This window comes from Vibrio sp. 10N.261.55.C5 (assembly GCF_041470505.1).
In the GTDB taxonomy this organism is placed as follows: domain Bacteria; phylum Pseudomonadota; class Gammaproteobacteria; order Enterobacterales; family Vibrionaceae; genus Vibrio; species Vibrio crassostreae_C.
In genome coordinates, this window is record NZ_JBFRMS010000024.1 from 50,094 (window position 1) to 72,482 (window position 22,389).

28 protein-coding genes are annotated in these 22,389 nt (G+C 51.7%); 27 read left to right on the forward strand and 1 reads right to left on the reverse strand.

Annotated features, from left to right (window positions below):
- The first annotated feature begins 143 nt into the window (after window positions 1-143).
- The 12 genes from AB4263_RS10775 (at window position 144) to AB4263_RS10830 (ending at window position 12,522) form a co-directional block, all read left to right on the forward strand.
- Window positions 144-1,481 carry a hypothetical protein gene (locus AB4263_RS10775; RefSeq protein WP_372098190.1) on the forward strand — a complete coding sequence of 446 codons (1,338 nt, stop codon included), beginning with the start codon at window positions 144-146 and terminating at the stop codon, window positions 1,479-1,481.
- The gene (locus AB4263_RS10780) at window positions 1,481-2,953 is read left to right on the forward strand and encodes a type II and III secretion system protein (RefSeq protein WP_102300566.1); all 1,473 of its coding nucleotides are present in this window, start codon (window positions 1,481-1,483) and stop codon (window positions 2,951-2,953) included. The genes AB4263_RS10775 and AB4263_RS10780 overlap by 1 nt, the downstream gene beginning before the upstream one ends.
- Window positions 2,953-4,068 carry a hypothetical protein gene (locus tag AB4263_RS10785; protein WP_102483219.1) on the forward strand — a complete coding sequence of 372 codons (1,116 nt, stop codon included), beginning with the start codon at window positions 2,953-2,955 and terminating at the stop codon, window positions 4,066-4,068. Before AB4263_RS10780 ends, AB4263_RS10785 begins: the two co-directional genes overlap by 1 nt.
- Window positions 4,065-4,676 carry a hypothetical protein gene (locus tag AB4263_RS10790; RefSeq protein ID WP_102300536.1) on the forward strand — a complete coding sequence of 204 codons (612 nt, stop codon included), beginning with the start codon at window positions 4,065-4,067 and terminating at the stop codon, window positions 4,674-4,676. Before AB4263_RS10785 ends, AB4263_RS10790 begins: the two co-directional genes overlap by 4 nt.
- On the forward strand, window positions 4,673-6,289 hold the full coding sequence (locus AB4263_RS10795) for a GspE/PulE family protein (RefSeq protein WP_372081662.1): 1,617 nt from the start codon (window positions 4,673-4,675) through the stop codon (window positions 6,287-6,289). Before AB4263_RS10790 ends, AB4263_RS10795 begins: the two co-directional genes overlap by 4 nt.
- On the forward strand, window positions 6,286-7,281 hold the full coding sequence (locus AB4263_RS10800) for a hypothetical protein (RefSeq protein ID WP_102300534.1): 996 nt from the start codon (window positions 6,286-6,288) through the stop codon (window positions 7,279-7,281). Before AB4263_RS10795 ends, AB4263_RS10800 begins: the two co-directional genes overlap by 4 nt.
- Before the next feature lie 14 nt (window positions 7,282-7,295).
- A complete protein-coding gene (locus tag AB4263_RS10805) occupies window positions 7,296-7,775 on the forward strand; it encodes a hypothetical protein (RefSeq protein ID WP_102300533.1) in 480 nt (159 codons plus the stop codon).
- Entirely contained in the window at window positions 7,772-8,302 is a 531-nt protein-coding gene (locus tag AB4263_RS10810; protein WP_102300532.1) for a hypothetical protein, read from the forward strand. Before AB4263_RS10805 ends, AB4263_RS10810 begins: the two co-directional genes overlap by 4 nt.
- Window positions 8,299-9,273: a type II secretion system protein J gene (locus tag AB4263_RS10815; protein WP_102483220.1), complete on the forward strand. Its 975-nt coding sequence runs from the start codon at window positions 8,299-8,301 to the stop codon at window positions 9,271-9,273. Before AB4263_RS10810 ends, AB4263_RS10815 begins: the two co-directional genes overlap by 4 nt.
- Window positions 9,274-9,301: 28 nt before the next feature.
- Window positions 9,302-9,676, forward strand: a complete 375-nt coding sequence (locus AB4263_RS10820) for a hypothetical protein (RefSeq protein ID WP_372081661.1) — start codon at window positions 9,302-9,304, stop codon at window positions 9,674-9,676.
- Window positions 9,677-9,860: 184 nt separating this feature from the next.
- Window positions 9,861-10,886, forward strand: coding sequence for a trypsin-like serine protease (locus AB4263_RS10825; RefSeq protein WP_372081660.1), 1,026 nt, complete (start codon window positions 9,861-9,863; stop codon window positions 10,884-10,886).
- 961 nt (window positions 10,887-11,847) lie between these two features.
- The gene (locus AB4263_RS10830; protein ID WP_372098191.1) at window positions 11,848-12,522 is read left to right on the forward strand and encodes a hypothetical protein; all 675 of its coding nucleotides are present in this window, start codon (window positions 11,848-11,850) and stop codon (window positions 12,520-12,522) included.
- A 403-nt stretch (window positions 12,523-12,925) separates the two neighbouring features.
- On the opposite strand, the gene AB4263_RS10835 is transcribed toward AB4263_RS10830, so the two are convergent.
- Complete coding sequence (locus AB4263_RS10835; RefSeq protein ID WP_372098192.1) at window positions 12,926-13,507, reverse strand: DUF2913 family protein; 582 nt, start codon at window positions 13,505-13,507, stop codon at window positions 12,926-12,928.
- A gap of 218 nt (window positions 13,508-13,725) precedes the next feature.
- Between AB4263_RS10835 and AB4263_RS10840 the strand changes: the two genes are divergently transcribed.
- The 15 genes from AB4263_RS10840 to AB4263_RS10910 all read left to right on the forward strand — a co-directional run bounded on the left by AB4263_RS10840 (window position 13,726) and on the right by AB4263_RS10910 (window position 22,389).
- Window positions 13,726-14,394, forward strand: a complete 669-nt coding sequence (locus AB4263_RS10840) for a hypothetical protein (RefSeq protein ID WP_136984682.1) — start codon at window positions 13,726-13,728, stop codon at window positions 14,392-14,394.
- 2 nt (window positions 14,395-14,396) lie between these two features.
- Window positions 14,397-15,092: a TIGR03759 family integrating conjugative element protein gene (locus tag AB4263_RS10845; protein WP_372098193.1), complete on the forward strand. Its 696-nt coding sequence runs from the start codon at window positions 14,397-14,399 to the stop codon at window positions 15,090-15,092.
- Window positions 15,068-15,586, forward strand: coding sequence for a hypothetical protein (locus tag AB4263_RS10850; protein WP_372098194.1), 519 nt, complete (start codon window positions 15,068-15,070; stop codon window positions 15,584-15,586). Before AB4263_RS10845 ends, AB4263_RS10850 begins: the two co-directional genes overlap by 25 nt.
- The gene (locus AB4263_RS10855; RefSeq protein ID WP_102425278.1) at window positions 15,583-15,975 is read left to right on the forward strand and encodes an integrating conjugative element protein; all 393 of its coding nucleotides are present in this window, start codon (window positions 15,583-15,585) and stop codon (window positions 15,973-15,975) included. Before AB4263_RS10850 ends, AB4263_RS10855 begins: the two co-directional genes overlap by 4 nt.
- Window positions 15,976-16,008: 33 nt before the next feature.
- On the forward strand, window positions 16,009-16,197 hold the full coding sequence (locus AB4263_RS10860; protein WP_372081837.1) for a hypothetical protein: 189 nt from the start codon (window positions 16,009-16,011) through the stop codon (window positions 16,195-16,197).
- Window positions 16,187-16,381, forward strand: a complete 195-nt coding sequence (locus tag AB4263_RS10865) for a hypothetical protein (protein WP_102425276.1) — start codon at window positions 16,187-16,189, stop codon at window positions 16,379-16,381. The genes AB4263_RS10860 and AB4263_RS10865 overlap by 11 nt, the downstream gene beginning before the upstream one ends.
- Complete coding sequence (gene traD / locus AB4263_RS10870) at window positions 16,378-18,555, forward strand: type IV conjugative transfer system coupling protein TraD (protein WP_372098195.1); 2,178 nt, start codon at window positions 16,378-16,380, stop codon at window positions 18,553-18,555. The genes AB4263_RS10865 and traD overlap by 4 nt, the downstream gene beginning before the upstream one ends.
- A complete protein-coding gene (locus AB4263_RS10875) occupies window positions 18,530-18,838 on the forward strand; it encodes a hypothetical protein (RefSeq protein WP_154724096.1) in 309 nt (102 codons plus the stop codon). The genes traD and AB4263_RS10875 overlap by 26 nt, the downstream gene beginning before the upstream one ends.
- A 15-nt stretch (window positions 18,839-18,853) precedes the next feature.
- Window positions 18,854-19,501 (forward strand): DUF4400 domain-containing protein, encoded by a 648-nt coding sequence (locus tag AB4263_RS10880; RefSeq protein ID WP_372098196.1) that lies wholly within the window; start codon window positions 18,854-18,856, stop codon window positions 19,499-19,501.
- Between the two features lie 163 nt (window positions 19,502-19,664).
- Entirely contained in the window at window positions 19,665-19,967 is a 303-nt protein-coding gene (locus AB4263_RS10885; RefSeq protein WP_372098197.1) for an RAQPRD family integrative conjugative element protein, read from the forward strand.
- Entirely contained in the window at window positions 19,960-20,202 is a 243-nt protein-coding gene (locus AB4263_RS10890; RefSeq protein WP_372098198.1) for a TIGR03758 family integrating conjugative element protein, read from the forward strand. Before AB4263_RS10885 ends, AB4263_RS10890 begins: the two co-directional genes overlap by 8 nt.
- Complete coding sequence (locus tag AB4263_RS10895; protein ID WP_372098199.1) at window positions 20,199-20,543, forward strand: TIGR03745 family integrating conjugative element membrane protein; 345 nt, start codon at window positions 20,199-20,201, stop codon at window positions 20,541-20,543. Before AB4263_RS10890 ends, AB4263_RS10895 begins: the two co-directional genes overlap by 4 nt.
- Window positions 20,543-20,875 carry a DUF3487 family protein gene (locus tag AB4263_RS10900; RefSeq protein WP_372081665.1) on the forward strand — a complete coding sequence of 111 codons (333 nt, stop codon included), beginning with the start codon at window positions 20,543-20,545 and terminating at the stop codon, window positions 20,873-20,875. Before AB4263_RS10895 ends, AB4263_RS10900 begins: the two co-directional genes overlap by 1 nt.
- 12 nt (window positions 20,876-20,887) lie before the next feature.
- The gene (locus tag AB4263_RS10905) at window positions 20,888-21,544 is read left to right on the forward strand and encodes a PFL_4703 family integrating conjugative element protein (protein ID WP_372098200.1); all 657 of its coding nucleotides are present in this window, start codon (window positions 20,888-20,890) and stop codon (window positions 21,542-21,544) included.
- Window positions 21,541-22,389, forward strand: coding sequence for a TIGR03749 family integrating conjugative element protein (locus AB4263_RS10910; RefSeq protein ID WP_372098201.1), 849 nt, complete (start codon window positions 21,541-21,543; stop codon window positions 22,387-22,389). Before AB4263_RS10905 ends, AB4263_RS10910 begins: the two co-directional genes overlap by 4 nt.

The window sequence follows — 22,389 nt, forward strand, 5'->3', positions numbered from 1 at the left end:
TAGCAGTTAAAAAACCAGTAATGATATCACAATTTAAAAAATAAATACTCGTTAAAAATACATCCACCAATGTATTTCTAATCGAGATTTTCCTCTTGCCTTTTTGTTAGCGTGTCGGGGTCTTTTATTGTCAGGAGAATGATATGCAAACGCGCTGGCTCATGTTGTCTTTTGCAGGCTTGTTGGCCGGGTGTCAAACCCCGCCTGAGCCTGTAGAGACGCCGCCACCCCCATTAAATATTCGCACCGCCCCCGAATTATCGGGCAGCAGCGTGCAAACCTCACGTTATGTCATTGAACGCTCGGCAGGCGAGCAAATGACCGACATCTTAGGCGTGCCGATTGAAGCTCGTTTACCCGTAATGAGCAAAATGAGCATCAAAGACGGTGTCGAGTTTTTATTGTCAGGCAGCGGTGTGTCGCTGCGCACCCCGACGTCTTACGCCGAAACGCAGCTCTATGCGCAACCTTTGCCTTTGGGTCATACCGATATGGGGCACATGAGCCTTCGACAAGCCTTGCAAGTCATTGGCGGTCAAGCGTTCTCGCTTGAAGAAGATGTGGTTCGTCGCAATGTGGGCTTTCGACTTAAGTACGGGTATGAGTGGCAGGCGCCCAAGCCTGTAACTGGATTTTCAGAAGGTATGTCTCCTCTGACGGGCACAGTGAAAGCGAACGAAGCCGTATCGATATCTTCTGCCTCTCATTCAAAAAAACATGGTTCGTCAAGTGTTGTCATGACCCCGCAACTGAAAAAGTCGCTGGCATCGAAAAGCGCTTCATCAGAGGTGTGGTCCAGTTTTGAGGATGACAATGATGCGTTTTTCGCCAGTGATATGCAGGGGAAACCCTCATCAAGTTCAAAAGTGACGTCAACACCGTCTAAGTCGTCTGTGAAGAAAAAAGCGCAGGCGCCGTTGCTTACTGCGGATGGGAAGACAGCCCCGAAAGCTCTACCGGCCCCCACGACCTTTTTTATTGGTGTGAACGAATCCCCGTACCGCGCCCTGTCACGTTGGTTTCATGACAAACGTATCGACAAAGTGGCGTTTGAACTGAGTGCTGAAGAGAGGGAAGTGCTCATGCGCCCCTTAGAGAAACACATGAACTTTACCGGCTCATTGCCTCGCACCATCACCCAAGTGGGCGAAGCCTTGGATTTACCGCTGCGCCTGGATGTTCAACAAGGCGTGGCCGGACTTCACACGCTCAAAGGCCCGGTGGACGTTCGCTGGGTGAAAGGCGAGACCTTAAAAAGTGCGGTGGCAAGCCTGGCCAAGTCTTATCAGTGGCGTTGGCTTGATGGTGGGGTGAGAGCCTCCTGGATGAGTGAGGACGATTATCCCTTAACCGGTGAATACGGGGTGGTGACCCCGCGCGGCGCCTTTGATAAAGCGCTCGATACCGTATTGGAGGGTTACCCCGTTCAGGCGCAATTGATTTCAAGCTCGCGCACCGTTTTTATTACAGAGAGGCAGTGATGAACCCTATTTTAATGACGATACCCTTGTTGTTGATGCTCAGCGGCTGCATCAGTCAAGATTACCTAGACCGAAAAGAGAACGCGCAGGCGATACAAGACAGTATGGATCAAGCGCGCGGTGAGGCGAGCACGCCCCTTGGCAATGTGCGTTACCTCAGTAAGCCGCCCGCCAACCCAACCCCGATTGAGCGCAATACCGCGCCCGAGTGGCTGCAAGAGCGTGTGCGCCTTAAGGCCGACCAATTGCCATTGTCCTTGGTGTTGTCCATGTTGCTCGATGGCACCAACATTGAGGTGGCGTTTGACCCGGATGTCAATCCTAACACCCCCGTTACCCTTAATGCCGAAGCGTCTAGGCAGTCTTTGCTTAATCGCATTGGCAGCGCCACGCGATATGGTCTGACGCCGCAAGATAAGACGCTCAAGGTGGGTTACTACCAAAGCGAGACCTTTACGCTGACTCTGCCGCCTGGCGCGATGTCAGGGCAACAAGGCAGTGAAAGTGAGAGCAGTGGCAGCGGGGAGGAAGACGATACTCAAGCGGCGGGGCAGTACCTTATTACCACCTATGACTCGGTCGAGGTGGTGAAAGAAGTCGCCGGCGCGGTGGAAGCGGTACTCATCGATGAAAATGAAGCTGATGATACGTTGGTTGGATCGGTGAAGGTGGTGCCTGGCTTAACGGCATTGACCGTACGCACCACACCGAGCCGAATGGCGCAGGCGCGACGCGTCATTGCGAGCTATCAAGCAGAGCTAGAGAAACAAGTGCTCTTGGATGTGCGCATCTTGGAGTTTCGCTCGAATCTAGACAAAGACCAAGGCATTGACTGGAACCTCTTGCGCGATGTTGGTGATGGCACCTTAAGTTTCATTATTCCTGGCTCATCCTCTTCCTCAAGCTTAATCAGCGGGGGCAGTGGTTTAGCGTTCCAAGGCTCAGGAAAATGGGATGGCACTACCGCGTTCATCAAAGCGCTGGAGCAGCAGGGCACCGTCTCAACCGACACGCCAATTAGCGTGCTGACGTTGAACGCCAAAGGCGCGCGCATCTCTCAAACGGTGGATACGCCGTATTTATCCGATATTTCCACCGAAGTGACCGACACAACCACCTCTACCAGTACCACGCGAGGCAATGTGGTGGAGGGTATCGACATGATGGTGAACACCCATGTTAGTGACGATTTTGTATGGATACGTACCGCTGGCAAGCTCACCAAAATTGCTGGAGACAGCACCGAAGAAATCAATGATGCGACGCTACGATTCATTTCAACACGCAGTGCGGATTTGTCTTTCACCAATAAACTGCGTTACGGACAAACCGTGGTGATTGGCTCAGTGAAACAACAAACTCAAACGGCCAATAAATCATCGAGCTTTGGGTTTGATTGGTTAGGCAGTCAGTTAAGTGGTCAAGAAACGGTGGAAACCTTAGTGCTCTTGACCCCAAGGAGAGTGAAATAATGCCAAACTTTACGCCCAACCATGTGGTGACGGCGGCGTCCTCGTTTTCGAAATGGCAATTAGCCCGCAAACACCCTGGGAAATACGCACTCACAGTAGAACGCGGCCACTGGCTGACGCGTTACGTCAGTGATGAGCCTGGGGTGGCGATGGCCGAAGCGTGGCGTCACCACTTAAAAGAGACGGCGCCGAATCATTGGTGCCTCATCGACCGTCATAGCGATGCCGTGTTTTTTATGCAAGTGCGCAATGATGTGGTGAGGCAGGCCAAGCTACTGTCTTTTGATGAGCTTGACACTTTGACGCTCAAAATGAGTGACGCGGTTTATTTGACGCCCGCCATCGATGCTCTTGATGAGAGGTGGTCACCCTTCGTCATTCAAGCGGTGGCGGCGCTCACTCAAAAAGAGTGGCAAGGCTACACGCTTAAAAAGTCGAAAGCCCCCAAGATATTCGCCGGGGGCGCAGTGCTATTGATGGTGCTCATCGCCGCGCTGTGGCTGACTCGAACTCAGGATGCGCCCGTCAAGGCAGTCGCGCCTGTGGTAGATGATTACCAGAGTTACCGGCAGACCATGTCCCAAGCGATAAGTGCAGCCAAAAGCGCGGAGCAAGCCCTGCATCTGGCGGCGCTCGCACAGAGCGCGCCGCCAGGATGGACGTTGAACGCATTGACGCTTCAAGGCGAGCAGTTAACCGCGCGTTTGAAACGTGATGAGGATGGGCGATTGAGTGATGCTCGGCATTGGAGCGAGACCTTAGCGCATGTGGATGCACTGCTGACACCGCAATCGTTGACGCTCAGCCTACCGTTAACGCAGAAGTTAAAGGCGTGGTCGGCTCAAATGAGTCCCTTTGAGGCCAGTGATTCACTCCTCGATGCGCTGACGCAATTAGGTTGGCGGATCTCGGATACCAAAGAAAGCCCATCGGCGCTCATCAAAACGTTAAGTTTTACATTGAAAAAAGACGCAATGACCTTGGCTGAGCTCGCCACATTCGAAACGTTGGCCGAGGTGTATCCATTGAGCCTCACCACCTTGCAAATGACGCCCCGCGAGTCGGGGCAGTACCACGCCACCTTGCACCTTACTTACACGGGAGAAAATCAATGACTGTGACCAAGTCCACCGTACAAATCGCCATTCTACTGATTTCCAGCATTATCGTTGCAGGTCTGTGGATAGCCAATCGCCAAGGCAATACGACCGCTTCTGCGGCGCCATCACCAACTCAGACCATGTCTGTCACGCCGAAAGTGACCCCTTTGAAAAAAACGCCACCCACCCAAGTGACGCCCACGCCGGTATTGGATACCAGTGCACTGGCCCGCATTGAGCGCGCAGAGCAACTGTCCCTGGCTCAATTTGACGCGAAGATAGCCGAGGCCAAAGCGCGCGTGCGTAAAGCCAATCAGCAAGAGCTTGGGGCGGGGCTCGGACTCGGTCAGCCCAACACGCTGCCCTCGGTCAGTGTATTAGAGCAGGTGCCGCGCGCGACTGAAGTGAGTTCAAAATCTTTACCCATGATTGATCGCTTCACGCTAGGTGGCTTAGTGGTCAAGGAGGGCGCAGCCTATGCGTACTTAAGTGTTGATGGTCAGGCGCCTATACGCGCCGTGCAAGGTCAGCGCATTAAGGGGGTGCTGGTCAGCCACATTAGTCGTGAGGGCGTTCAATTAAAAAATAAGGGGACGACTCGAACCTTGGAGGGGGGCTTATGAGACGCTATCCCCAATTGAGTACGGTCGATGAAGAGACCCTCAATGCCTTATGCCGTGACGACGGATACACCGTGGTGACCCCCGAGCTTGTGGTGCAAACCTCGAACCCTAACGCCCCTAATCTAGGGGGGATTATTGACGTTCTACAAGGGTCGGCAGCGATGCTCGGTCAATCGATTCAAGTCGATGAAGTGCCGCAATCGGTGATTGATGCCGAGATAGCCGCGCCTGAGGCCGGCCTTGCGCTTGACCACTTAGAAGGACAAGGGGCGATTGAGCGTCAATTGCACGCCTTGTGTCAAACGGCCGTTAATGAAAACAGCTCGGACATTCACGTGTTAACCACACCTGACAGCACGCTTTTCTTATTAAGAACGGTGGGGGTGAGGCGCGTGTTGACCCGTTTTCATAATGAGCAAAGCGCGCAAAATCAGCCAAGGCAAGTCGGACTTGCCCTAATGGACTATGTGTTTTCCACCCTGGGTGGACAGGACATTAAATACACCCTGCCCGCCAATGACAGATTCAGTTTAACACTCAAGGTGGGAGAGGCACTGCGCGTCTTTGAATGGCGCGCCGCGCTCATTCCCACCCATGAAGGACCCAAGCTTACTTTGCGCTGCCTGACGCCGCGAGACAAAGCTTTGTCTTTAGAGGACATGGATTTGCCCGCGCCGTATCTAAGTACGCTTATTTCAATGATACACAAGCGCCAAGGGGGCATCATCATTACGGGCCCCATGGGCTCTGGTAAAAGCTCTCTGGTGTACGCGCTGCTCGAAAAAGTCGATCGCATTGCGCGTAATGTGCATTCACTAGAAGACCCGGTGGAATTTTCTCAAGCATTTGTGAGCAAAACGCAAGTGCAGCCGAGCGTGGAAACGGTCGAAGGCTCCGGGGTAAAACTGGACTACGCCTTTTATTGCAAAGAGACGTTGCGTCACGATGTGGACATTTCCAATATCGGTGAGATTCGAGACACGCCGACGGCCAGAGAGTTTTGTCGTAAAGCGGAAACCGGCGGTTTGGCACTGGCGACCTTGCACACCAATAGCGCATTAGGTGTGGCACAAACCTTCATTCAACAACTCAACATGCCTGCTGCGATTGTCGGGGCGCCGGATTTGATGGCGATGTTTGTGCACGTGAAATTGGTGAGAAAGCTGTGTGACTGCGCTTTTTCGTTCGATGAGCACCATCAGGAGCACGTCATTGAAGCGTATCGAGCATCGATGTCCAAAGACAAGCTTGAGCTCAAGGTTAAGCAGCTCAAACAACTGTGCACGGAATCTGAGCTTGCGGGCGTTCGCCTACTCAATCCCACCGGTTGCCCTAAATGCAATGGCGAAGACAAGGTGGCGGGCGAGAGTGGCCGCGTGGTGGTAATGGAGATGATTGTGCTCGATGACGCTGACCGCCAGTTCATTATTCGTGAAGACGATTTAGGGTGGAAAGCGCACTTACAATCGCAGGGATGGCCAGATATCAAGGCGCATTGTAAATCGCGCATCATGCAGGGGAAAGTCGATATTCTGTCGGCCTCTGAGCAGGTGGATGACCTAGTGCCGACGCCTATCACGGACGTGTATCGCGCGCTCAAGGAGGCCCTATGAAGATATTGGGTAAAACGCTGGAGCAGTGGCAATTCAGTGATAAAGACCGCGTTGACTTTTTGCAGCAATGGAAAAAGGCCGATAAGTACCAACTCACCACCAAAGAGTTCTGTTTGTCTCTGGTTGAAAATGGTCGGGGCGCATTGAAAATCATCGGGCAAGCGGGACTGGCGGCGCCAGGACAAGGGCAGCGATTTGTCGACGTTCTGGAAGGCTGGTTTCCCGCTCTGGTACTGACCAGTATTCGCACCTCAGAGAAAGCGGGGCAACGGATGATGGGGCTAGAGACGGCCATCGACCAATTGCAAGGGGGCGAGAACATTGTGCCCAAACTGGTGCGACTGTTGGCCTTTCCTTATGCGCTGTGTGTCGGCATGAGCCTTTATGGCGTGGAAATCTCAGACCGAATGCTCGCGACCATCGACTACGCGCCCGGTATTGGTGTGGACGTTCGAGACGTCGTCGCCACCTATGGGGCCGGAGCGGCGCTGGCAGTACTTGGCTTGTTGATGGCGCTCTCGGTGTTATTGCCCCATTGGGCGGGACGGGGAAGACCCTGGGTCAATGACTGGCCCATTTTTTCCTTGTATCGCACGGCGGTGGCGGCGTCCATGCTCAAAACCTTGGCTAACCTCACCAGTTGCGGCATGAAATTAGGCGATGCGCTTAACCACGCCGGTGAGCGCAATACCGCATTTGCCAAAGGACACTTAAATACCATGCAAGCGCAAAGCGTGGGGCAAAGTAATTTAGGCCGCATTCTCGATACCGGGTTATTGCTGCCCAGTGAGCTCAGCGCACTCAAAGTGCTCGGCGAGCGGGTGAGTTACCCAGATCTGCTGCGAGAAAGCAGCGCAAACCACCGTGAAGTGGTGGATAAGACCCTGGCCCACATGCAGCTTTGGCTGCCTAAAGCCGGATTGTTCATCACAATTTTACTCCTTGGCGCCCTGATTTTCAGCGCCGCTTATCAACTGACACTCAACTTTTAATGTAGGAAACACTCATGAAAAAAACGATGAATTTATCTTCTCGCCAGCGCGGCGCTTCGATGCTGGATTTTATTTTTTGGATTGGCCTCGCTGCGCTCGTCGTGGCCGGTATTACGGCGATGGCAAGCTCTGGCAAGGGCAAATACAAAGTGAATGCGACGCTCACCGATGTCACAGAAATACGTCAAGCGGTGGACGCCTGGGCTGGCGCGGGCGCGGATGTGACCGGGGTGAGCTTGTCTGAAATCTGCACCGAAGGGTATGGCTACAGTAAGGCGGCGTGGTGCTCAGTCAATCAATACGGCGGAACGTACACCGTGACGGCGAACACCAATAAGTCATTTGTGGACGTTAGCATCAGCAATGTGGAGGTGGAAAACTCGCTGGCGCTGGGTAATCAATTGGCTCCAATGAGCGCAGAGCGCTGTACGCGCGTGGGCACCGATTGCGGCAGTGTCCAGGTGTCCGGCTCCGACATTACGGTCACTTTATGATAAGACGTCAAGCCGGTTTTTCTGTGCTCGACTTTGTGCTGGCGATGGGAGTGGTCAGCGCCATTTTGGCGCTGGGCGCGACCTTTGGTATGAACACGCTTCGCCAGGGCGAGCAGCAAACGGCGTTCAAGGTAGCCATGACGGACGTGTGGCAAGCAACCGAGCGTGCCATCATTGATGAGTGGCAGCAATCGGGGTGCCGCACATTAGACGCGCCGCCTTCATTGTCATCACTTGTGGAGCACTTTGAGGCGCCCTCCTATCTGCTGACGCTACCTTACGCCATCACGATTGACTATCGAACGGCGACGAGCGTTACCGTCAGTGGGGGCGTGACCCTCACCGTGACTTTGCCAGAGGGGATGTCGGGTTTTTCGTTGAAACCCGTATTGACACCTTTGGCCCAAAGCGTTCGCGTGACCGAACGCTCGGTGGTCTTGTATTACAACATCGCGTCCATTCAATCGCCGCTCCAGCATCAATATTTTGATGCCGAGACGGGGTGTATGCAGGGGGATTATTCTTGAAAGTTCAAATGAAACGAGCCAAGCAGCGCGGCCTCGCCCTGCTGGATGTGCTGTTTGCGATGGCGCTGTTGGGGCTGATTATTGCAGGCGCCTCCAAATGGATGGCCATCCAAAAAGAAAAAAACGCGGCGGGGGATTATCGCGCCCGCATCGAGCTTGTGATTGAAACGCTGCAAAAGTACCAATACCAACAACACAGCACGGAGCCACCGGTGCCACTCTATGAAGAGTTTCCAAATCTGCTTAACGACTTAGTGACGCCCGATGAGCAATTTTGGATCAACTGTACGCCCGCTGACGAAGCCGCTAGGTCATGCGTGAGGCCCGATTCCGCCCCTTGGACGGTGGATCGCCTTGGGTATGAAGCCGGGCAGCGCACAGTCACGATAAACGGACAATCTCGTGACATTGCGTACGCGAAGTTGACGTTTCCTTTATCAAGCACGGCTATCCAACCGATTCACCGCGCTAAGTGGGCCACCGAGCTGCTTAAAATCCCTTACGCCAAAGCAGAGCCGGACGGAGACATCACCGTGATGGTGTACGACCCGTTACTCTCTCAGCTTTACGACGCCTTCTTACAGCATGACGGCAGTGTGCCGCTCAGCGACGATTGGGATGTGGGTGGGGAGTATGGCATTACCAACGCCAGGGACTATACGATTTTAAACTCTGACGGCACGCAAAAAATCGTCAGTAAAGGACTGGTGAATGTGGTGACGGTGAAGCACGGCGAGCGGGTGGATAAACCCGCGTGTCCAGAGGGCACTACACCCGACATCATGCTCAGCATCGGCAATATCTACATTGCTTCAGATTATGAGCTCACGGGCAGTCAAAAGCCCTATCTCATCACCACTACGAGCGACTATTGGGACGTCGGCTTGGAGGTGCGTGTGAAATCACTAATCACCGGTGTTTTTGATGTCAGCCATGACGGCGAAATCACCGCTTTTACCCAATGCAAATAACGCATTGACCAACTAAAAGGAAACAACCATGAAAAAAACATTACTCTTCGTGCCTCTGCTATGCATCAGCACCGGCGTATTAGCGAAAGTTACGTATGAAGACGCGCTCGAATCGGCGCGACCTTATGAAGAAGCGAATGCCGCGGTACACAACCCGCCGGATGATTTTGGTTTGACCGCAGGAGAATTTGACCCTGATGCCACGGATGGTGATTTTGGTCATTGGAAAAAACTGAGCAGTCGACCGACGGCTAGCTCTTTTGTCAGGTTAGTAGGTAGCTCTACGGGGTATGAATGCGCGCCAAAAGGCACCTATGGGATTGAAGCCTATGAATGGTGCGACGGAAGTAATGCGGGGAATACAACCTGTCACGACAACGAAGCTTACTATCATTGTGAATAATTAAGCGGATAAACGGCGCTCAAGGACGAGCGTTTTTTAAGTTCATTAAAGTATGCTTTTCGATCATAAAAAGCGATTTCATAGAACTAATGATCATAGATAAAACAGCGAGATAAACTCGTTTCATAGTGTCTGTTTTGGTATAATAAATCATCAACCACATAACGGTTTTCAGGAATATAAAATGAAGCACCCCGTATTTTCTCTATTGAGTTTGACCCTATTAAGTTCATCCGCTTGGGCGGTGGACAATGGCACACCTGTCTACTGGGCAGCGCAAGATAACGCGGTGCGTTTAGAAAGTAGCGCCAACAACGGTAACTGCACCGCGACCTTGGTAGCGGGGCGCTTTGTGTTAACTGCTGCCCATTGCTTGGATGGCAATGGGCTTGATACCGTCGTTACGGCTTCTGGTGACAACTTCCCCTTTACCCAATTTTTGATGCACCCTGACTATGTGGATCAGCAAAGCTTCTATAAAGACGTTGGCATTGTGACGCTGGATAAGCCTGTTGATTATGCAGCGATACAATTTTTAAACATCGACGACCGCGTTAAAGGAGAGTCGATTACCATTGCGGGATTTGGTGGCACCGTTGACACCCTTAATTCGGTAGACCTTACATTTAGCCATTATCACGACCCTCTTGACCCTTTTTTGGTTTATGCAGACTTAGTAAGCCAAGGCTCACACACTATAGGCGGCGACTCGGGTGCGGCGTGGATTAACCAAGCCAATGAGATTATGACAATACACAATGGTAGTAAAAGTTTTGTTAGCAGCGATAGAGAAACTTACGGTACAGACATTCAAGCTGTACAAGGCTTTCTTACTGAGAACATTGACGCGTGGCATTATCCGACCCTAGCTAACGTGAACGGACGCACTACTATCACCGTTCAATCACTGCATCAAAGCGGCATTACCGATACCGCTTATGTTCAAGGTAATCTCACGCTGATTCCTGAAAGCAGTACGTGTGTCACTCAAGCACTTATCGACCCTTTTGAGCAATGTACCTATGTAATTGAAGGGAGCAGTGGAGAAGAAGGTCAATTGTACCTCTCAGATTCCGAAGTGATTCACATCAATAAACCGAAAGTAGATAATGGGAGCGGAAGTTCTTCAGGTGGCAGCGGTGGTTCTCTCGGCTTTTTATCTCTATTTGGATTAGCTGTTTTTGGACGTTTAAGAAAGAGACAAGTCTGATATGGATTACAAAATCAATGACCCTGTGGTACTTGAAATGCTCGATGGTAATGATTGGCGCGTAATACGTACCACTTACCGTCAAGCCATACGACTGCTCAGAAAAACGCAGCATCGCGGGTATTTGTTGTACCACGAGGGCGCGCGGTGGGATGCAAAAGCCTGACACTTTCACGCTGTTCAATTGTCGACTTCATCTTGCCCCAACAAGCGGGGCTTATTGCCGTCAAAATGAACCTTATTGGATAATCTTGTGATACTTTTTATCAACACACTTTTACTTTTCATTTTCCTACATAGATTATTAACCTTCTCTCATGCCCCTTCCGCAAAGATAAATTTGATTAGGGGGATCAAAGGTGTCGTCGTTTTAATGGTCGTCACGGTCTGGTTGATGCCGCTTCATCTCCCCTTATTCCTCCATGGCGGTGTTCTTCTTTTCACTACGTGGATAGGTTTTGGGTACAGTGTAAGGATCGCTTTGAATGAACTCACCTTACTCAAGCTAACCCCGTCCTTAAAGAAAAACCAATACCATGTTCACCTTTCAACGGCGATCTATCCTTTTACAAGAGATACGTACCGAGAGCTCGAACTATTGATTGAATTGCTCCCAAAATACAGTGGGCAATCATTAGTACTGACGTCACCTTTACTGAGTAAGCACGGCTCATTCTTTAACATTGAACAGTTAAAGCCACTCCCTGTGAGTATCGAGGCTTCTTATCATTCTTATTGGCGTTCACCGCTAGCGTTTCTGGTATTGTGTTATTACAAGTACATCCAGCGTGAAACTATTCTTATGCATTCCGATTTATCAAGGCAATGTCGAATACATTTAACGTTGCCTAGAGTCGATGGTGTCTAAAGAGGTGATATCAATATGAAAAACTTGGCTGGTCATGACATTTCCCTGTTTCTTTTTCGGTTTGTTCTTCATCGTAGAGGGATCAATTTTGTCATGAATGAGGCCATTGCGGAGGATTTATACCCAGAGACCGAGCTAAAACTCAAACCTATCGTACACGCCTGCTCTGAAACGCTCTTGCGCTATAAAGACCAATGTTGCGGGGAAACCATCATGGACGGTAATCTATTGGTGGATGGCGACTTTGAAGTGATGCTATCGCCAGGGCTGGGCCGACATTTCATTCTGGAAGAGAAAAAGAACCTTTTCTCTGATGCTCATGAGATTGCTAAGTTGCTGATGGATGTGATGGACAGGCGAACGATTGAGATTGACTCTGGGGAGTATCTAGGTCCCCAAGCCGTGATCAGCTCTATCGGTCGTACGGGAATGAACCTTCAAGGGCTTGAATCGTTGGGGAACCGACAACAAAACACCTTTATCACTCAACTTCCTCAACTCTCCAAGGATGTCCTTCCCGATGGAGTCAATGCTAGAGTCAGCTATGATCATCGTGGACATTGCCTGATGTTTTTACACGATAACTTCGGCGTGATAGGAAAGGTCGTACTGGTTGATGGATTCATGCCTAATATCATGGCTGAATTGTCTAAAGAGCGCTCAGAGTATGTTGATATCAAAAAGACACTAATGGAACATATCCTTACCGCGATTGAAGTTGAGTTAATCATTCAAGTTTCGTCGTCGAGCTCTACCTTGCGTTATTAAACAATATCGAGCGGTCAGGAAAGGAAGTGCGAAGTATTTTCTTTTCTGACTGCTGTGCAGGTAGGGCGCAGCCCGTAGGACGGCATAGAGTCCTGTTAAAAATGGTCAGGAGCTGCATGATCAGATAGATTCGTTTATTATGTGCACCATCCACTATTAATAACCTCACCTTTATGCCCACGACCAAACCTAGCCTAGTCAAAGCCAATTTCAAACGATTCATGCGTAAACCCAAATTGCGTATTGAAAAAGCACAATCCCTTGAGGATTTACTTAACTGCGCGGCTTTTGGAGTTCGCTGTAAAATGAACAAGCTTTCGATTAAGGTAAAAGACGGACATTTGGTCCCGCACCAATACACCCAAGGCAAAACTAAGCCCTAGTCGGTCTCAACCCACAACGCTTACCCCTTTCGATGCAACAAAAGATGAATCACTTCATGTTCATCCACATGGTCGACTTCCACGCGATAAATGCCATTGGCCTGCACCGCTTCAATAAGTGCTTTCAACCGTTCGGTTTTCACCGTCATAGCCAGCGGCTTGATTTGGTTATTGTCTTCATCAAACCCACTCTCAATGCCTTTCTCTTTCATATAGAGCGTATCCCTTTCAAGGTCTTTTTCTATGTCTTCCAGCATCGAGGGGAATTGATGCTGTTCAAATAGACCACTCAGCATGATGTAGAGTTCATCCGCCTGTGAAAACTTAGCCTGGTACTCAAGGTTCAGACGGTTCACATCCCACAACTTTTGCTCAAGGTTGCCGATGGGACTGCGGCCAATGCTGAGCATGGTTTTGATTTCAGGTTTACACGTTGAAAACTGAGGCTGTTTGACTTTTGGTTTGATGAATTTCACGAGTCGTTCATTTCTTCTTTTCACTGTCCAGAACCCACCTTGCTTGCTCATGGTGCAATAGAGGGCGAGCAGCGCGTGGGTCGCGAGTGCATCAAGGGCTTGATAGTGTTTCAGGTTTCGGCTCATACAGTCATTCTATCTGATCAATTAAAGCAAGAGTTTACCAGAAAAGAGCCCAAATCAATTAGGTGTAGTTCGCTTTAAATTAAAAAACTAACCATGATAGCATAATTTTAAAAAATAATACTCGTTAGAAATACATCCACCAATGTATTTCTAATCGAGATTTTTCTAAGGTGTTTTTGCTACGGTCGTCCCATCACTGACAACCGTAGGAGCGAGGTGTGAAATTCACTCTCAAAACGTTACTTAGAGGGCTACTGTTTAGCCTGTGGAGCCTAATATTAAGCGCCGCTTGCCTGTTCGCCTATCAGCAGGTTTTCTCACCGGTTCAACAGGAAAGCTTTGACTCGCGATTGGACGCGCTTCATCAAAGTGTGGTGTTGGCGATGAATGAAAGTCGCGACAAGGAGCGTCAAGCGCGCATTGAGGCGCTGAACTCATTGCAATTCGCGCTTGATGGGTTAACCCAGCGCATCAATGAGCAACAGGGTGAAATCACCGAGCTCATGAATATTCAATCCAATCAAGGTGTTCGCTTGGATGAGTTAGGATTGGACAGCAAAAAACTAGAAGTATTGGAAACAAAACTTCAACGCCTCTCTCGTCAATCCACAACAAAACGTGCGCCCCCCGTGCGTGCCAAACCTGTGGTTAAGCCCACAGTAAAAACGCCGACCATTACCGCGCCTTTTGTTTTATTTGATGTGCAAACGCGGGGCCATACCCAACTGGCGATTGTCGGTAAGCCTGGTGCCAGCACACTGGCAGAGTTATCCGCCCTTCAAGCAGGTCAACATTATCTCGGCTGGAAAATCACCGCCGTTAATGACCACCACATCGAGGCGCTCTACAAAGGCCAACGTACAACGTTAACGGTCGGGGAGGGGTAAATATGAAGGTTTTCATTTTATGGGGAATGTGCGCGTTCTTGCCAATTGTCGCGGTAGGGGCAACAGAGCTTGAGCGCAATCAGGCATCACAAACCGCCATTGAACATAACCAATCCCGCTCGCTGAGTGTCTCGCAAGACGCTCAATATTGGCAGTTAAGTCAAGCGGACTGGGCGCGCTATGAGCAATTAATGCAAAGCCCACTCACCTATGACATGCAAGAAGCGAGTCCCCTAGAAGTCTTAGCTCAGTTTGCGCGCAGTGATACTGAACGTGCGCGTTTGGCTGAGCGTTTGGTCGCGTTTGATAAAGAGCGTACCGATGGCTTGTTGGCGCTGGAAGTGGCGTATCGCGCCGCGTGGGCGCGGCTCTATCCTAACTTGAAGCCGATAGGGCCACGATTGCCAGAGCGCGTCGCCCTGTTTGTTCGCGCCAAGTGCGACACCTGTGTGGATGCGCTTAAACAATGGCGCTCTCATGGCGTGGCCGTGGACGTGTATATGCTCGGGGGGAATAACGCAGAGCTGCAAGCATGGGCCTCAGTGGCTGGAGTGCGCCATAGCGATGTCGAAAAACAGTGGATAACGTTAAATCACGACACGCGCGCCTTATGGATGACCCTGGCTAAAGGCAAACCTGTGCCCGTGGCCATTTCAGAGCAAGGGGAAGGCCAATGGTCGGTCGTGGCGTTGCCTTAATCATAAGCCTGTGGTGTTTCAGCGCTCAGGCGGCTATTCCGCCGCTGTATCAGAAGGTCGCCGCCCAGCACGGCATTCCCGCGAGCGTCCTATATTCCTTGGCGCTCGGCGAAAGCAAAACCCAGTTGCAAAGCGGCGCAGTTCGCCCTTGGCCTTGGACGCTCAATGTCAAAGGTCAATCCTATTTCTACGCGACGTACCCTGAAGCGTGCCAGGCGCTGCATGGCTTTTTGAAACACACACAGATGGTGGATATTGGCCTCACGCAGCAAAACTGGCGCTGGCAAAAAGATCACTTTAACCGCCCGTGTGAGGTCTTCGACCCTACGGTGAACCTCAATCACGCCGCGGTCTTGCTCAACGAAGGCATGCGCAAACACGGCAGTTGGGTAAAAGCGGCCGGATATTTTCACAGGCCCGGTGGGGGCGAGCCGGCTCGGCGCTATGAAGCCACCTTTGCCCGTCACTTACAACAATGGAGTCCCTCGTCATGAATCGCCGATTAACACTCATCACTCTACTCTTTCTGCTCAGTAGTCACGCCTTATCGGCCGCGGATTTATTGCAAGGCATGGTGCCGGTGAGTACGCCGCAGTTAACCCCTGGCAAGGTGGAACGACGCACGCTCAAACAAAGCGTGAGCACGCCTTTGTTTATCGTTGGGGATGACGCTTTATCCCATCACTGGCTCAGTGCTAAGCGGGACTATCTAGCGAGCATTGGCGCCATGGGGATGGTCGTCAATGTGCAGACGAAGGCGGGGTGGCAGCGGTTTAAGCGCTATAACTTAACACTCTACCCTGTGGCAGGCCGTGACTTTGCCGCCGCTTTTGGCCTTCGCCACTACCCGGCACTCATCGAGCGCGGTGAGCTCAAACAATAATCATATTCACGACTTTTAATGAGGACAGCGCTTATGCCTACGCACGCTTTATCTTATTCGGATATTCAACACGCGATTAAAACCACCCATCAAGTGCTAGAGAGTAAGGCACTAGCGCCGGTGATTCTGGCGCTCGCCCAGCAAAGCCAGACGCACAACGTGAGCCCAGAGCACGCTTTGATGATGTTATTAAAATCTCAAGGAGAAGGTGATGAGCATTAACAGTGATAACCCCTTTGCCCAGCGCTGCTTACCTCCAAAGAGTCTTGAGCTACCGCCAGCTAAAAAGAGAAGTAATAAAGACAAAGTGACGCATCAAGTCAAGCGCCGCATTGAAATCCTCGAAGAGCGCTGCGCCTGGCAGCGAGAGTGGGGGATGACGTTAGACGATGAGACCCTGCAATGAGTGGTTACGCCGAAGGTCTGCTTCGCCCTGCTGATGAGCTGCTGAGCGCGGCCATGTTTAGCATGGCCGCTATCGTGGTGGTCATCGCCCCGCAAGTGTTCATGCTGGCCCCTGTTTTCGCGCACCCGCTCGGTTTTTGCCTTGGCTTGTGCGCGCTGATTCGCCTAAAACAAGGGCTTTCCGTGCTCGGGTATCGCAAGCGATTACTTCGCATGCCCTATTGGGCGATGAACTCCGATGACATGCCGGTGTATCAAAATAAACTCTTTCTCGGGAAAGGCTTTCTAGTCCTGCCTCGCCATGCTCAGCGCCTTTATGATACACGTCAAATCTGGGCAGAGCGCTACGTCACACCGTCTAAACTTTATCGCTTTGCGCGCACCATGGAAGCCAAACACGAAGGTCGGTGGATAGAGCGCTTTTGGTCTGGGAAACGTGTGATAGCCAGGGTTGGTAAAGGCTGGGGTATCATTAACACCTTTCTTAGTGCCATCAACCCGGTGAAACCTTTACCCCCGGTGGGGGGCGACTCTCGAATGCACGGCATCGGCCTTGATGAAGAGGTCGATTGTTTATTGCCGAGCAGCGCAAGAGCGGGGCACACCTTAGTGCTTGGCACCACAGGGGTCGGTAAAACGCGCCTCGCTGAACTCTTGGTGACGCAAGATATCCGCCGTGGCGATGTGGTGTTGATGTTTGACCCTAAAGGGGACGCCGACATGCTGCTTCGCATGTACATCGAGTGCCTGCGAGCGGGGCGCCTCGATGAGTTTTATATCTTACACTTAGGGTATTCGGACCAAAGTGGACGCTACTCACCGGTAGGGCGCTTTGGCCGTATTACGGAAGTTGCGACCCGCGTTTCTGGCCAGCTCGACGGCGGCGGCAACAGTGCCGCGTTCAAACAGTTTGCGTGGCGATTTGTCAATATCATCGCAAGGGCGCTGGACGCGCTCGGCAAAAAGCCCGATATGGCCGCTATTCAACGTTATGTGACCGCCATTGATGAGCTGTATGTTGACTACTGCGTGAAAAAGCTGCCGTCTTATCACCCAAAAGCCGCAGAGTTGGTGACCGCGCTTGAGAGTAACGTCAACGAAAAAAACACCCCGCGTCATCTGCAGGGGCGCAGCGCTCGCGTGGTCGCCCTTGAAATGTATTTTGGCGCGCACCCCGCTGCAGACGATGTACTGGCCGGACTTCGAAGCGCCATCCAGTACGACAAAACCTATTTTGATAAAATTGTGGCCTCCTTACTGCCCTTGCTTGAAAAGCTCGGTACGGGTAAGACCGCTGAAATCATCTCACCGGTACATACGCCCGCCGATGAGCGGCCCATCATCGATTGGCGCGAGGTCATCATGCAAGGGGGCGTGGTGTACGTAGGGTTGGATGCGCTTTCTGATACCACGGTGGCAGCAGCGTTCGGTAACTCCATGTTTGCTGACCTGTGCTCTCTGGCGGGGGAGATTTATAAGTTTGGTAACGCGCCGGGCTTTACCAAGGTCAAGCCGCGCAACATCATGATACACGCCGATGAATTTAATGAGCTGATTGGCGATGAGTTCATTCCTATCCTCAACAAAGCACGCGGCGCTAAATTTGTCGTCACCGCCTACACGCAAACCGAATCCGATATTGAAGCGCGCCTAGGCTCGCCTGCAAAAGCGGCGCAAACCAAAGGTAACTTCAACAGCTTGATATGCCTTCGGGTTCGCGAGCAAAAGACCGCGCAAATCCTCACCTCCCGCATGGCAACCGTGACCATCAAAGACATTGTGCCCGATACGGGCGCCAGTGATGCGCCCGGCAGTCAGACCGGGTTTCATTCAAGCAATAAAGACACTTTGCAAAACAAAGAGGTGCTACTGGTCAGCGATAACGACATCACCAATTTACCCATTGGCCAAGCCTACGCTGAGCTCGAAGGCGCCAAGATTTGGAAGCTTCGCTTTCCATTGCCGGGCAATGAAGGCGACCTCGAACTGCCAGAGGACATCCAAGCCTTAGTAGATGGGATGCTCCAAAAAAGCCAATCGGTCAAAAGTACGCACGATTGGCTGCACGACACCGAGCAGTTCAACAGCTGGATGAATAATGCCTACCTTGGGCTCGATGAAGAAAACACCAACAGTAAGGAGAAAGACAATGCCATCAATAACACCCTCTCATGATTATTTCAGGGCTTGTATGGCGCTTGTTTTAGACAGTGACATTGACGCAAAAATAAGTGAGGACGGCGCGCATTTTGCCAACCTCCAATTACTCATTGCATCAAAATGCGCCATGGCATTGAGGCTCCATGAGTGTGAAGACACTGCTTGGTGGGACAGTGAGGTATGCAGCGTCGATGATTTGCGCTCAATGAGAAAGAAAGCATTAAAGGATGACGACCATGTCGCTGTCTTAAATATCACAGCCATGCTCGCCATGCGTGGGGCATCAAAAGCCCAGTAGAGCCTCGGAGGTCTTGTGGCAGAAAAAACACCAAACCCACCCGTAAAGCGCGAGGAGCCGACGCCTTGGTATGGCCTGCCTTTTGTGGCTTTGGGGCATCTTTTTTGGATATGGGTGCTATTGATCTTGATCGAGTGGTTCGCGCCACTTTGGGGACAAGTGACGGGGCAACACGCCAAAGCCGTGTTAGTTGAGCACATCACTTTGCTGCAAAGCGATCAGCCGCATCTGGCGGCGAAGGTGATGGGATTAGTGAATGCGCTGAGTCAACGCATCGAGACACTGCTCAGTATTGAGTTTGATGGGGCATTGGCTTTCGCGAACGAGTATTGGCACGGCGTGGTGTATGTCACCCTTGCGCTGTTTGTTCGCGTCGCGCTGCTTTTCTTTAGTTGGCCTTTGTTCTTACTGGCGAGCTTTCTCGGGGCATTCGATGGGCTGATCTCTCGTCAGCGGCGCACCGCCTTTGTCGGGCGTGAAACCGAAACCACGCATTACTACGCGCGCCGAGCCGTCTCTATGACCATGATCGGGGCCGGTTACTTATGGCTGTTCATTCCTGGGATTTGGCCCCTATCTCCGACCTTAGTGTTGTTGCCTGCAGCAGGCATGACAGGGTTACTGGTTCGCACCAGTGTGGCGAGTTATAAGAAGTACCTCTAAAGATTTACCCCAGACTGACGCCTGAATAAATCCTTTTAAAATTGTATCATAATTTTAAAAATTAATACTCGTTAAAAATACATCCACCAATGTATTTCTATCGAGTATTTTCTATTGCCTTTTTGCTAGCGTGTTGACGTCTTTCTAATTAGGAGTCAACACCGTGAAATGGCCACTTTTATTCTGTCTGAGCGTGCTCAGTCCTAACCTGTATGCCGACGTCGATACCGAGCAGCGAGAGCTGGCGTTGGTCTCTTCTCAGCTCAACACCCTCGACTACCTCATCACACGCGCTGAGCGCGAAGCCGATTATCGCGCCGCACGTCAGTTTGATTACGATGCGCTGCGCCTAGATATCCGCACCCTTCAAGCAGGCATCGATGCCTATTTACGCCCTGAGCGCAGCGCGCCAAAGCCTGTCACCCCACTGGGCGGCGACTACCTTTCGCAGGCGTCTCATGAATGATCCCCTTTTAGCCTTCGAGCATGGCGCCGGATTTGAGGCCAACACGCTGGCATTGGTGTTGGCCGGACTCACCAGTGCCTTGCTGATGCTCTGGATGCTGTGGGTGTACTGGAGCGGCTTTCGCGGCATGAAAAACAAAAAAGTGACCAAAGAGGTGTTTCGCCGCTTGGTCTTTCGCGCCGTGTTTATCTTTCTCATCCTGCAATGGTTTTTATATTACGGAGTCGCAACATGATCCAACTTCGAGCGTTTTTTCTTTTTGTCGTCACTTGGCTGCACAGTCTGAGCGCGATGGCGGGCATCCCCACCAACAATACCCCGTCTCAGGGCGGCAGTGACAACATCTTAGAGCTCATTTACGCCTATGCCTACGACATCTTGCTCTACGGTGGTGGCATTTTTATTGCCTTTTGCTTTGTCTATTTCCTGGGGCACATCTGGGACGTGTTCAGCAAAATCAAAGAGAAACAGGCCACCAAAAAAGACCTGCTCAGTGACGGCGTGATTGGCGCTGTGCTTTTGCTGCTGTCGGTATGGGGGCTCAACTACGGCCTTGATATTTTGGAGGGCGTGTAATGCGCTGCGCTTCAACCTTAAACGTCATGCCGCCTTTTTATAAAGGTCTCTCGATGGGCGAGATGGGGCTGCTGGTCCTGGTGTGCATGACCCTTACCGGATTGCTGGGGTTGACGCTGTACTGGGCGTTTGGCGCGCTGCTCATTTTGTTTACCGCTTTACTGCTCGGGGCGCTCGGCGCTTTTGCACTGCCCAAAAGCCTCATGCGAAAGCTCAGCCGCATCAAAACGCACCATTGCCAACATTACGCCAGCAAACGCTTTGAGCGCTGGTTTCACCCAGAGCGCTATCACATTGATGCGCGCCGCTTTGCCTGCAAACGCATCGGCTGATAAGGAGAAAACATGAGTCAACCACCGAAAAGTCGATTTCGCGCCTCATTGAGTGGGCGAGACAGTCACATTCGCTCGCTACGCGGCGCCCTCGCCATGATGAGCACCCTCGCATTGGTCACCACTTGGGGCTGGTATCAAGCCGGCCAAGACATCACGGTGCACACGCCGCCCGATTTAAGCTCAGGCTCCTCACGCCCGTGGTGGGAAGTGCCTAAGCCCAATGTGTATGACTTTGCCGTCAATCTATTTGGACTGATTAACCGCTGGCCCAGTGATGGCAATCAGCAATACAACGAGAACCTGCATCGTTACACCGATTACCTCACGCCCAGTTGCAAAAAGGTCTTAACACAAGACTTTCAAAACAAACGGCGCACAGGGGAGTTGTCGGGGCGAGAGCGCAGTCTCGCGCCCATTCCCGGTTACGGCTTTTCAGATTGGCGCGTCACCACGCACAGCCGAGACAGCTGGACGGTACAAGCCGATTTAGAGCTCAAAGAGTACGTGGATGGCACGTTAGTCAAACATAACTTCATCCGCTGGCCACTGCGCATTGTGCGTTACGACATTGACGCCGAGCGCAACCCTTGGAAGCTCGCCATTGATTGTTTTGATGGCCCAGCAAGAGAGATTCAATTCAATGAAACGCAGGAGAAAGAGCAATGATGCGAACGCTGATGAAAAGACATGGGGAACTGTGGTGGATACTGCTGCTGAGTCTGATGACTCATACCAATGCTCAGGCCAGTACGCCTCGCGCCATGGAGTGGCAGGGCGTCCCGCTGCAAGTGGTGCTCACGCCAGGGCAAGAGACCACCCTGACCTTGGGCAGCGACGTGCGCGTCGCGCAACCGGCGCATTTAACGCCTTACCTGTCCATGACCTCACTGGCAGGGCGAGTTTACCTCACAACCACCGAGCCTTTTGACTCAACTCGCCTTCAAGTGATGCGCCTGAGTGATGGATTGCGCTTAATGCTCGATGTCAGCGCCAAAGCGGGCGTGGTTACCCCGCCGCAGATTGACATTGTTTTACCAGGTGGTGAGGAAGAGGGTAATAACTTGAGTCGCGCTGCAAACGAGTCACATCGTTCACAATTGAAGATGGCGCCGCAAGCCTTGTTGGTGCGCTATGCCATGCAAAACCTCTACAGTCCATCGCACGCCATTGAGTCTTTATCTGGCGTAGTGCGAGCGCCCATGGGACTGCCTCGTGATATCAGCCTGAGCGCGTTCAGTCAGTGGCGAGTGAATGCCAAGCCCATTGCGGCCTGGCAATTGGGCGATCAAGTCGTGACCGCCGTGAGTCTAACCAATAAGGCATCAAAGCGTGAAACCCTCGACCCAAGACTCGTTACTCTCAGTCCTCGCTGCTTTGCACTGCGCTGCGCAGTGAGCTTTTCCCACCCAGAAATCGGGAACGCAGGCTCACCCACCGCCCAAGCGACCGCCTTTATTGTCACGCCAGGGCCCCTGGCAGGATACCTATTACCTAGCCATGGAGGGGAGTAG

Excerpts from the sequence above, each read along its gene's own strand:
- AB4263_RS10795 (WP_372081662.1), top strand. The coding sequence starts at position 4,673 with ATGAGACGCTATCCCCAATTGAGTACGGTCGATGAAGAGACCCTCAAT.
- AB4263_RS10785 (WP_102483219.1), top strand. The coding sequence starts at position 2,953 with ATGCCAAACTTTACGCCCAACCATGTGGTGACGGCGGCGTCCTCGTTT.
- AB4263_RS10790 (WP_102300536.1), top strand. The coding sequence starts at position 4,065 with ATGACTGTGACCAAGTCCACCGTACAAATCGCCATTCTACTGATTTCC.
- AB4263_RS10875 (WP_154724096.1), top strand. The coding sequence starts at position 18,530 with ATGCCATCAATAACACCCTCTCATGATTATTTCAGGGCTTGTATGGCG.
- AB4263_RS10890 (WP_372098198.1), top strand. The coding sequence starts at position 19,960 with ATGAATGATCCCCTTTTAGCCTTCGAGCATGGCGCCGGATTTGAGGCC.
- AB4263_RS10775 (WP_372098190.1), top strand. The coding sequence starts at position 144 with ATGCAAACGCGCTGGCTCATGTTGTCTTTTGCAGGCTTGTTGGCCGGG.
- traD (WP_372098195.1), top strand. The coding sequence starts at position 16,378 with ATGAGTGGTTACGCCGAAGGTCTGCTTCGCCCTGCTGATGAGCTGCTG.
- AB4263_RS10780 (WP_102300566.1), top strand. The coding sequence starts at position 1,481 with ATGAACCCTATTTTAATGACGATACCCTTGTTGTTGATGCTCAGCGGC.
- AB4263_RS10850 (WP_372098194.1), top strand. The coding sequence starts at position 15,068 with ATGGTCGGTCGTGGCGTTGCCTTAATCATAAGCCTGTGGTGTTTCAGC.
- AB4263_RS10810 (WP_102300532.1), top strand. The coding sequence starts at position 7,772 with ATGATAAGACGTCAAGCCGGTTTTTCTGTGCTCGACTTTGTGCTGGCG.
- AB4263_RS10895 (WP_372098199.1), top strand. The coding sequence starts at position 20,199 with ATGATCCAACTTCGAGCGTTTTTTCTTTTTGTCGTCACTTGGCTGCAC.
- AB4263_RS10820 (WP_372081661.1), top strand. The coding sequence starts at position 9,302 with ATGAAAAAAACATTACTCTTCGTGCCTCTGCTATGCATCAGCACCGGC.
- AB4263_RS10845 (WP_372098193.1), top strand. The coding sequence starts at position 14,397 with ATGAAGGTTTTCATTTTATGGGGAATGTGCGCGTTCTTGCCAATTGTC.
- AB4263_RS10825 (WP_372081660.1), top strand. The coding sequence starts at position 9,861 with ATGAAGCACCCCGTATTTTCTCTATTGAGTTTGACCCTATTAAGTTCA.
- AB4263_RS10900 (WP_372081665.1), top strand. The coding sequence starts at position 20,543 with ATGCGCTGCGCTTCAACCTTAAACGTCATGCCGCCTTTTTATAAAGGT.
- AB4263_RS10830 (WP_372098191.1), top strand. The coding sequence starts at position 11,848 with ATGAATGAGGCCATTGCGGAGGATTTATACCCAGAGACCGAGCTAAAA.
- AB4263_RS10905 (WP_372098200.1), top strand. The coding sequence starts at position 20,888 with ATGAGTCAACCACCGAAAAGTCGATTTCGCGCCTCATTGAGTGGGCGA.
- AB4263_RS10910 (WP_372098201.1), top strand. The coding sequence starts at position 21,541 with ATGATGCGAACGCTGATGAAAAGACATGGGGAACTGTGGTGGATACTG.
- AB4263_RS10860 (WP_372081837.1), top strand. The coding sequence starts at position 16,009 with ATGCCTACGCACGCTTTATCTTATTCGGATATTCAACACGCGATTAAA.
- AB4263_RS10835 (WP_372098192.1), bottom strand. The coding sequence starts at position 13,507 with ATGAGCCGAAACCTGAAACACTATCAAGCCCTTGATGCACTCGCGACC.
- AB4263_RS10855 (WP_102425278.1), top strand. The coding sequence starts at position 15,583 with ATGAATCGCCGATTAACACTCATCACTCTACTCTTTCTGCTCAGTAGT.
- AB4263_RS10800 (WP_102300534.1), top strand. The coding sequence starts at position 6,286 with ATGAAGATATTGGGTAAAACGCTGGAGCAGTGGCAATTCAGTGATAAA.
- AB4263_RS10865 (WP_102425276.1), top strand. The coding sequence starts at position 16,187 with ATGAGCATTAACAGTGATAACCCCTTTGCCCAGCGCTGCTTACCTCCA.
- AB4263_RS10805 (WP_102300533.1), top strand. The coding sequence starts at position 7,296 with ATGAAAAAAACGATGAATTTATCTTCTCGCCAGCGCGGCGCTTCGATG.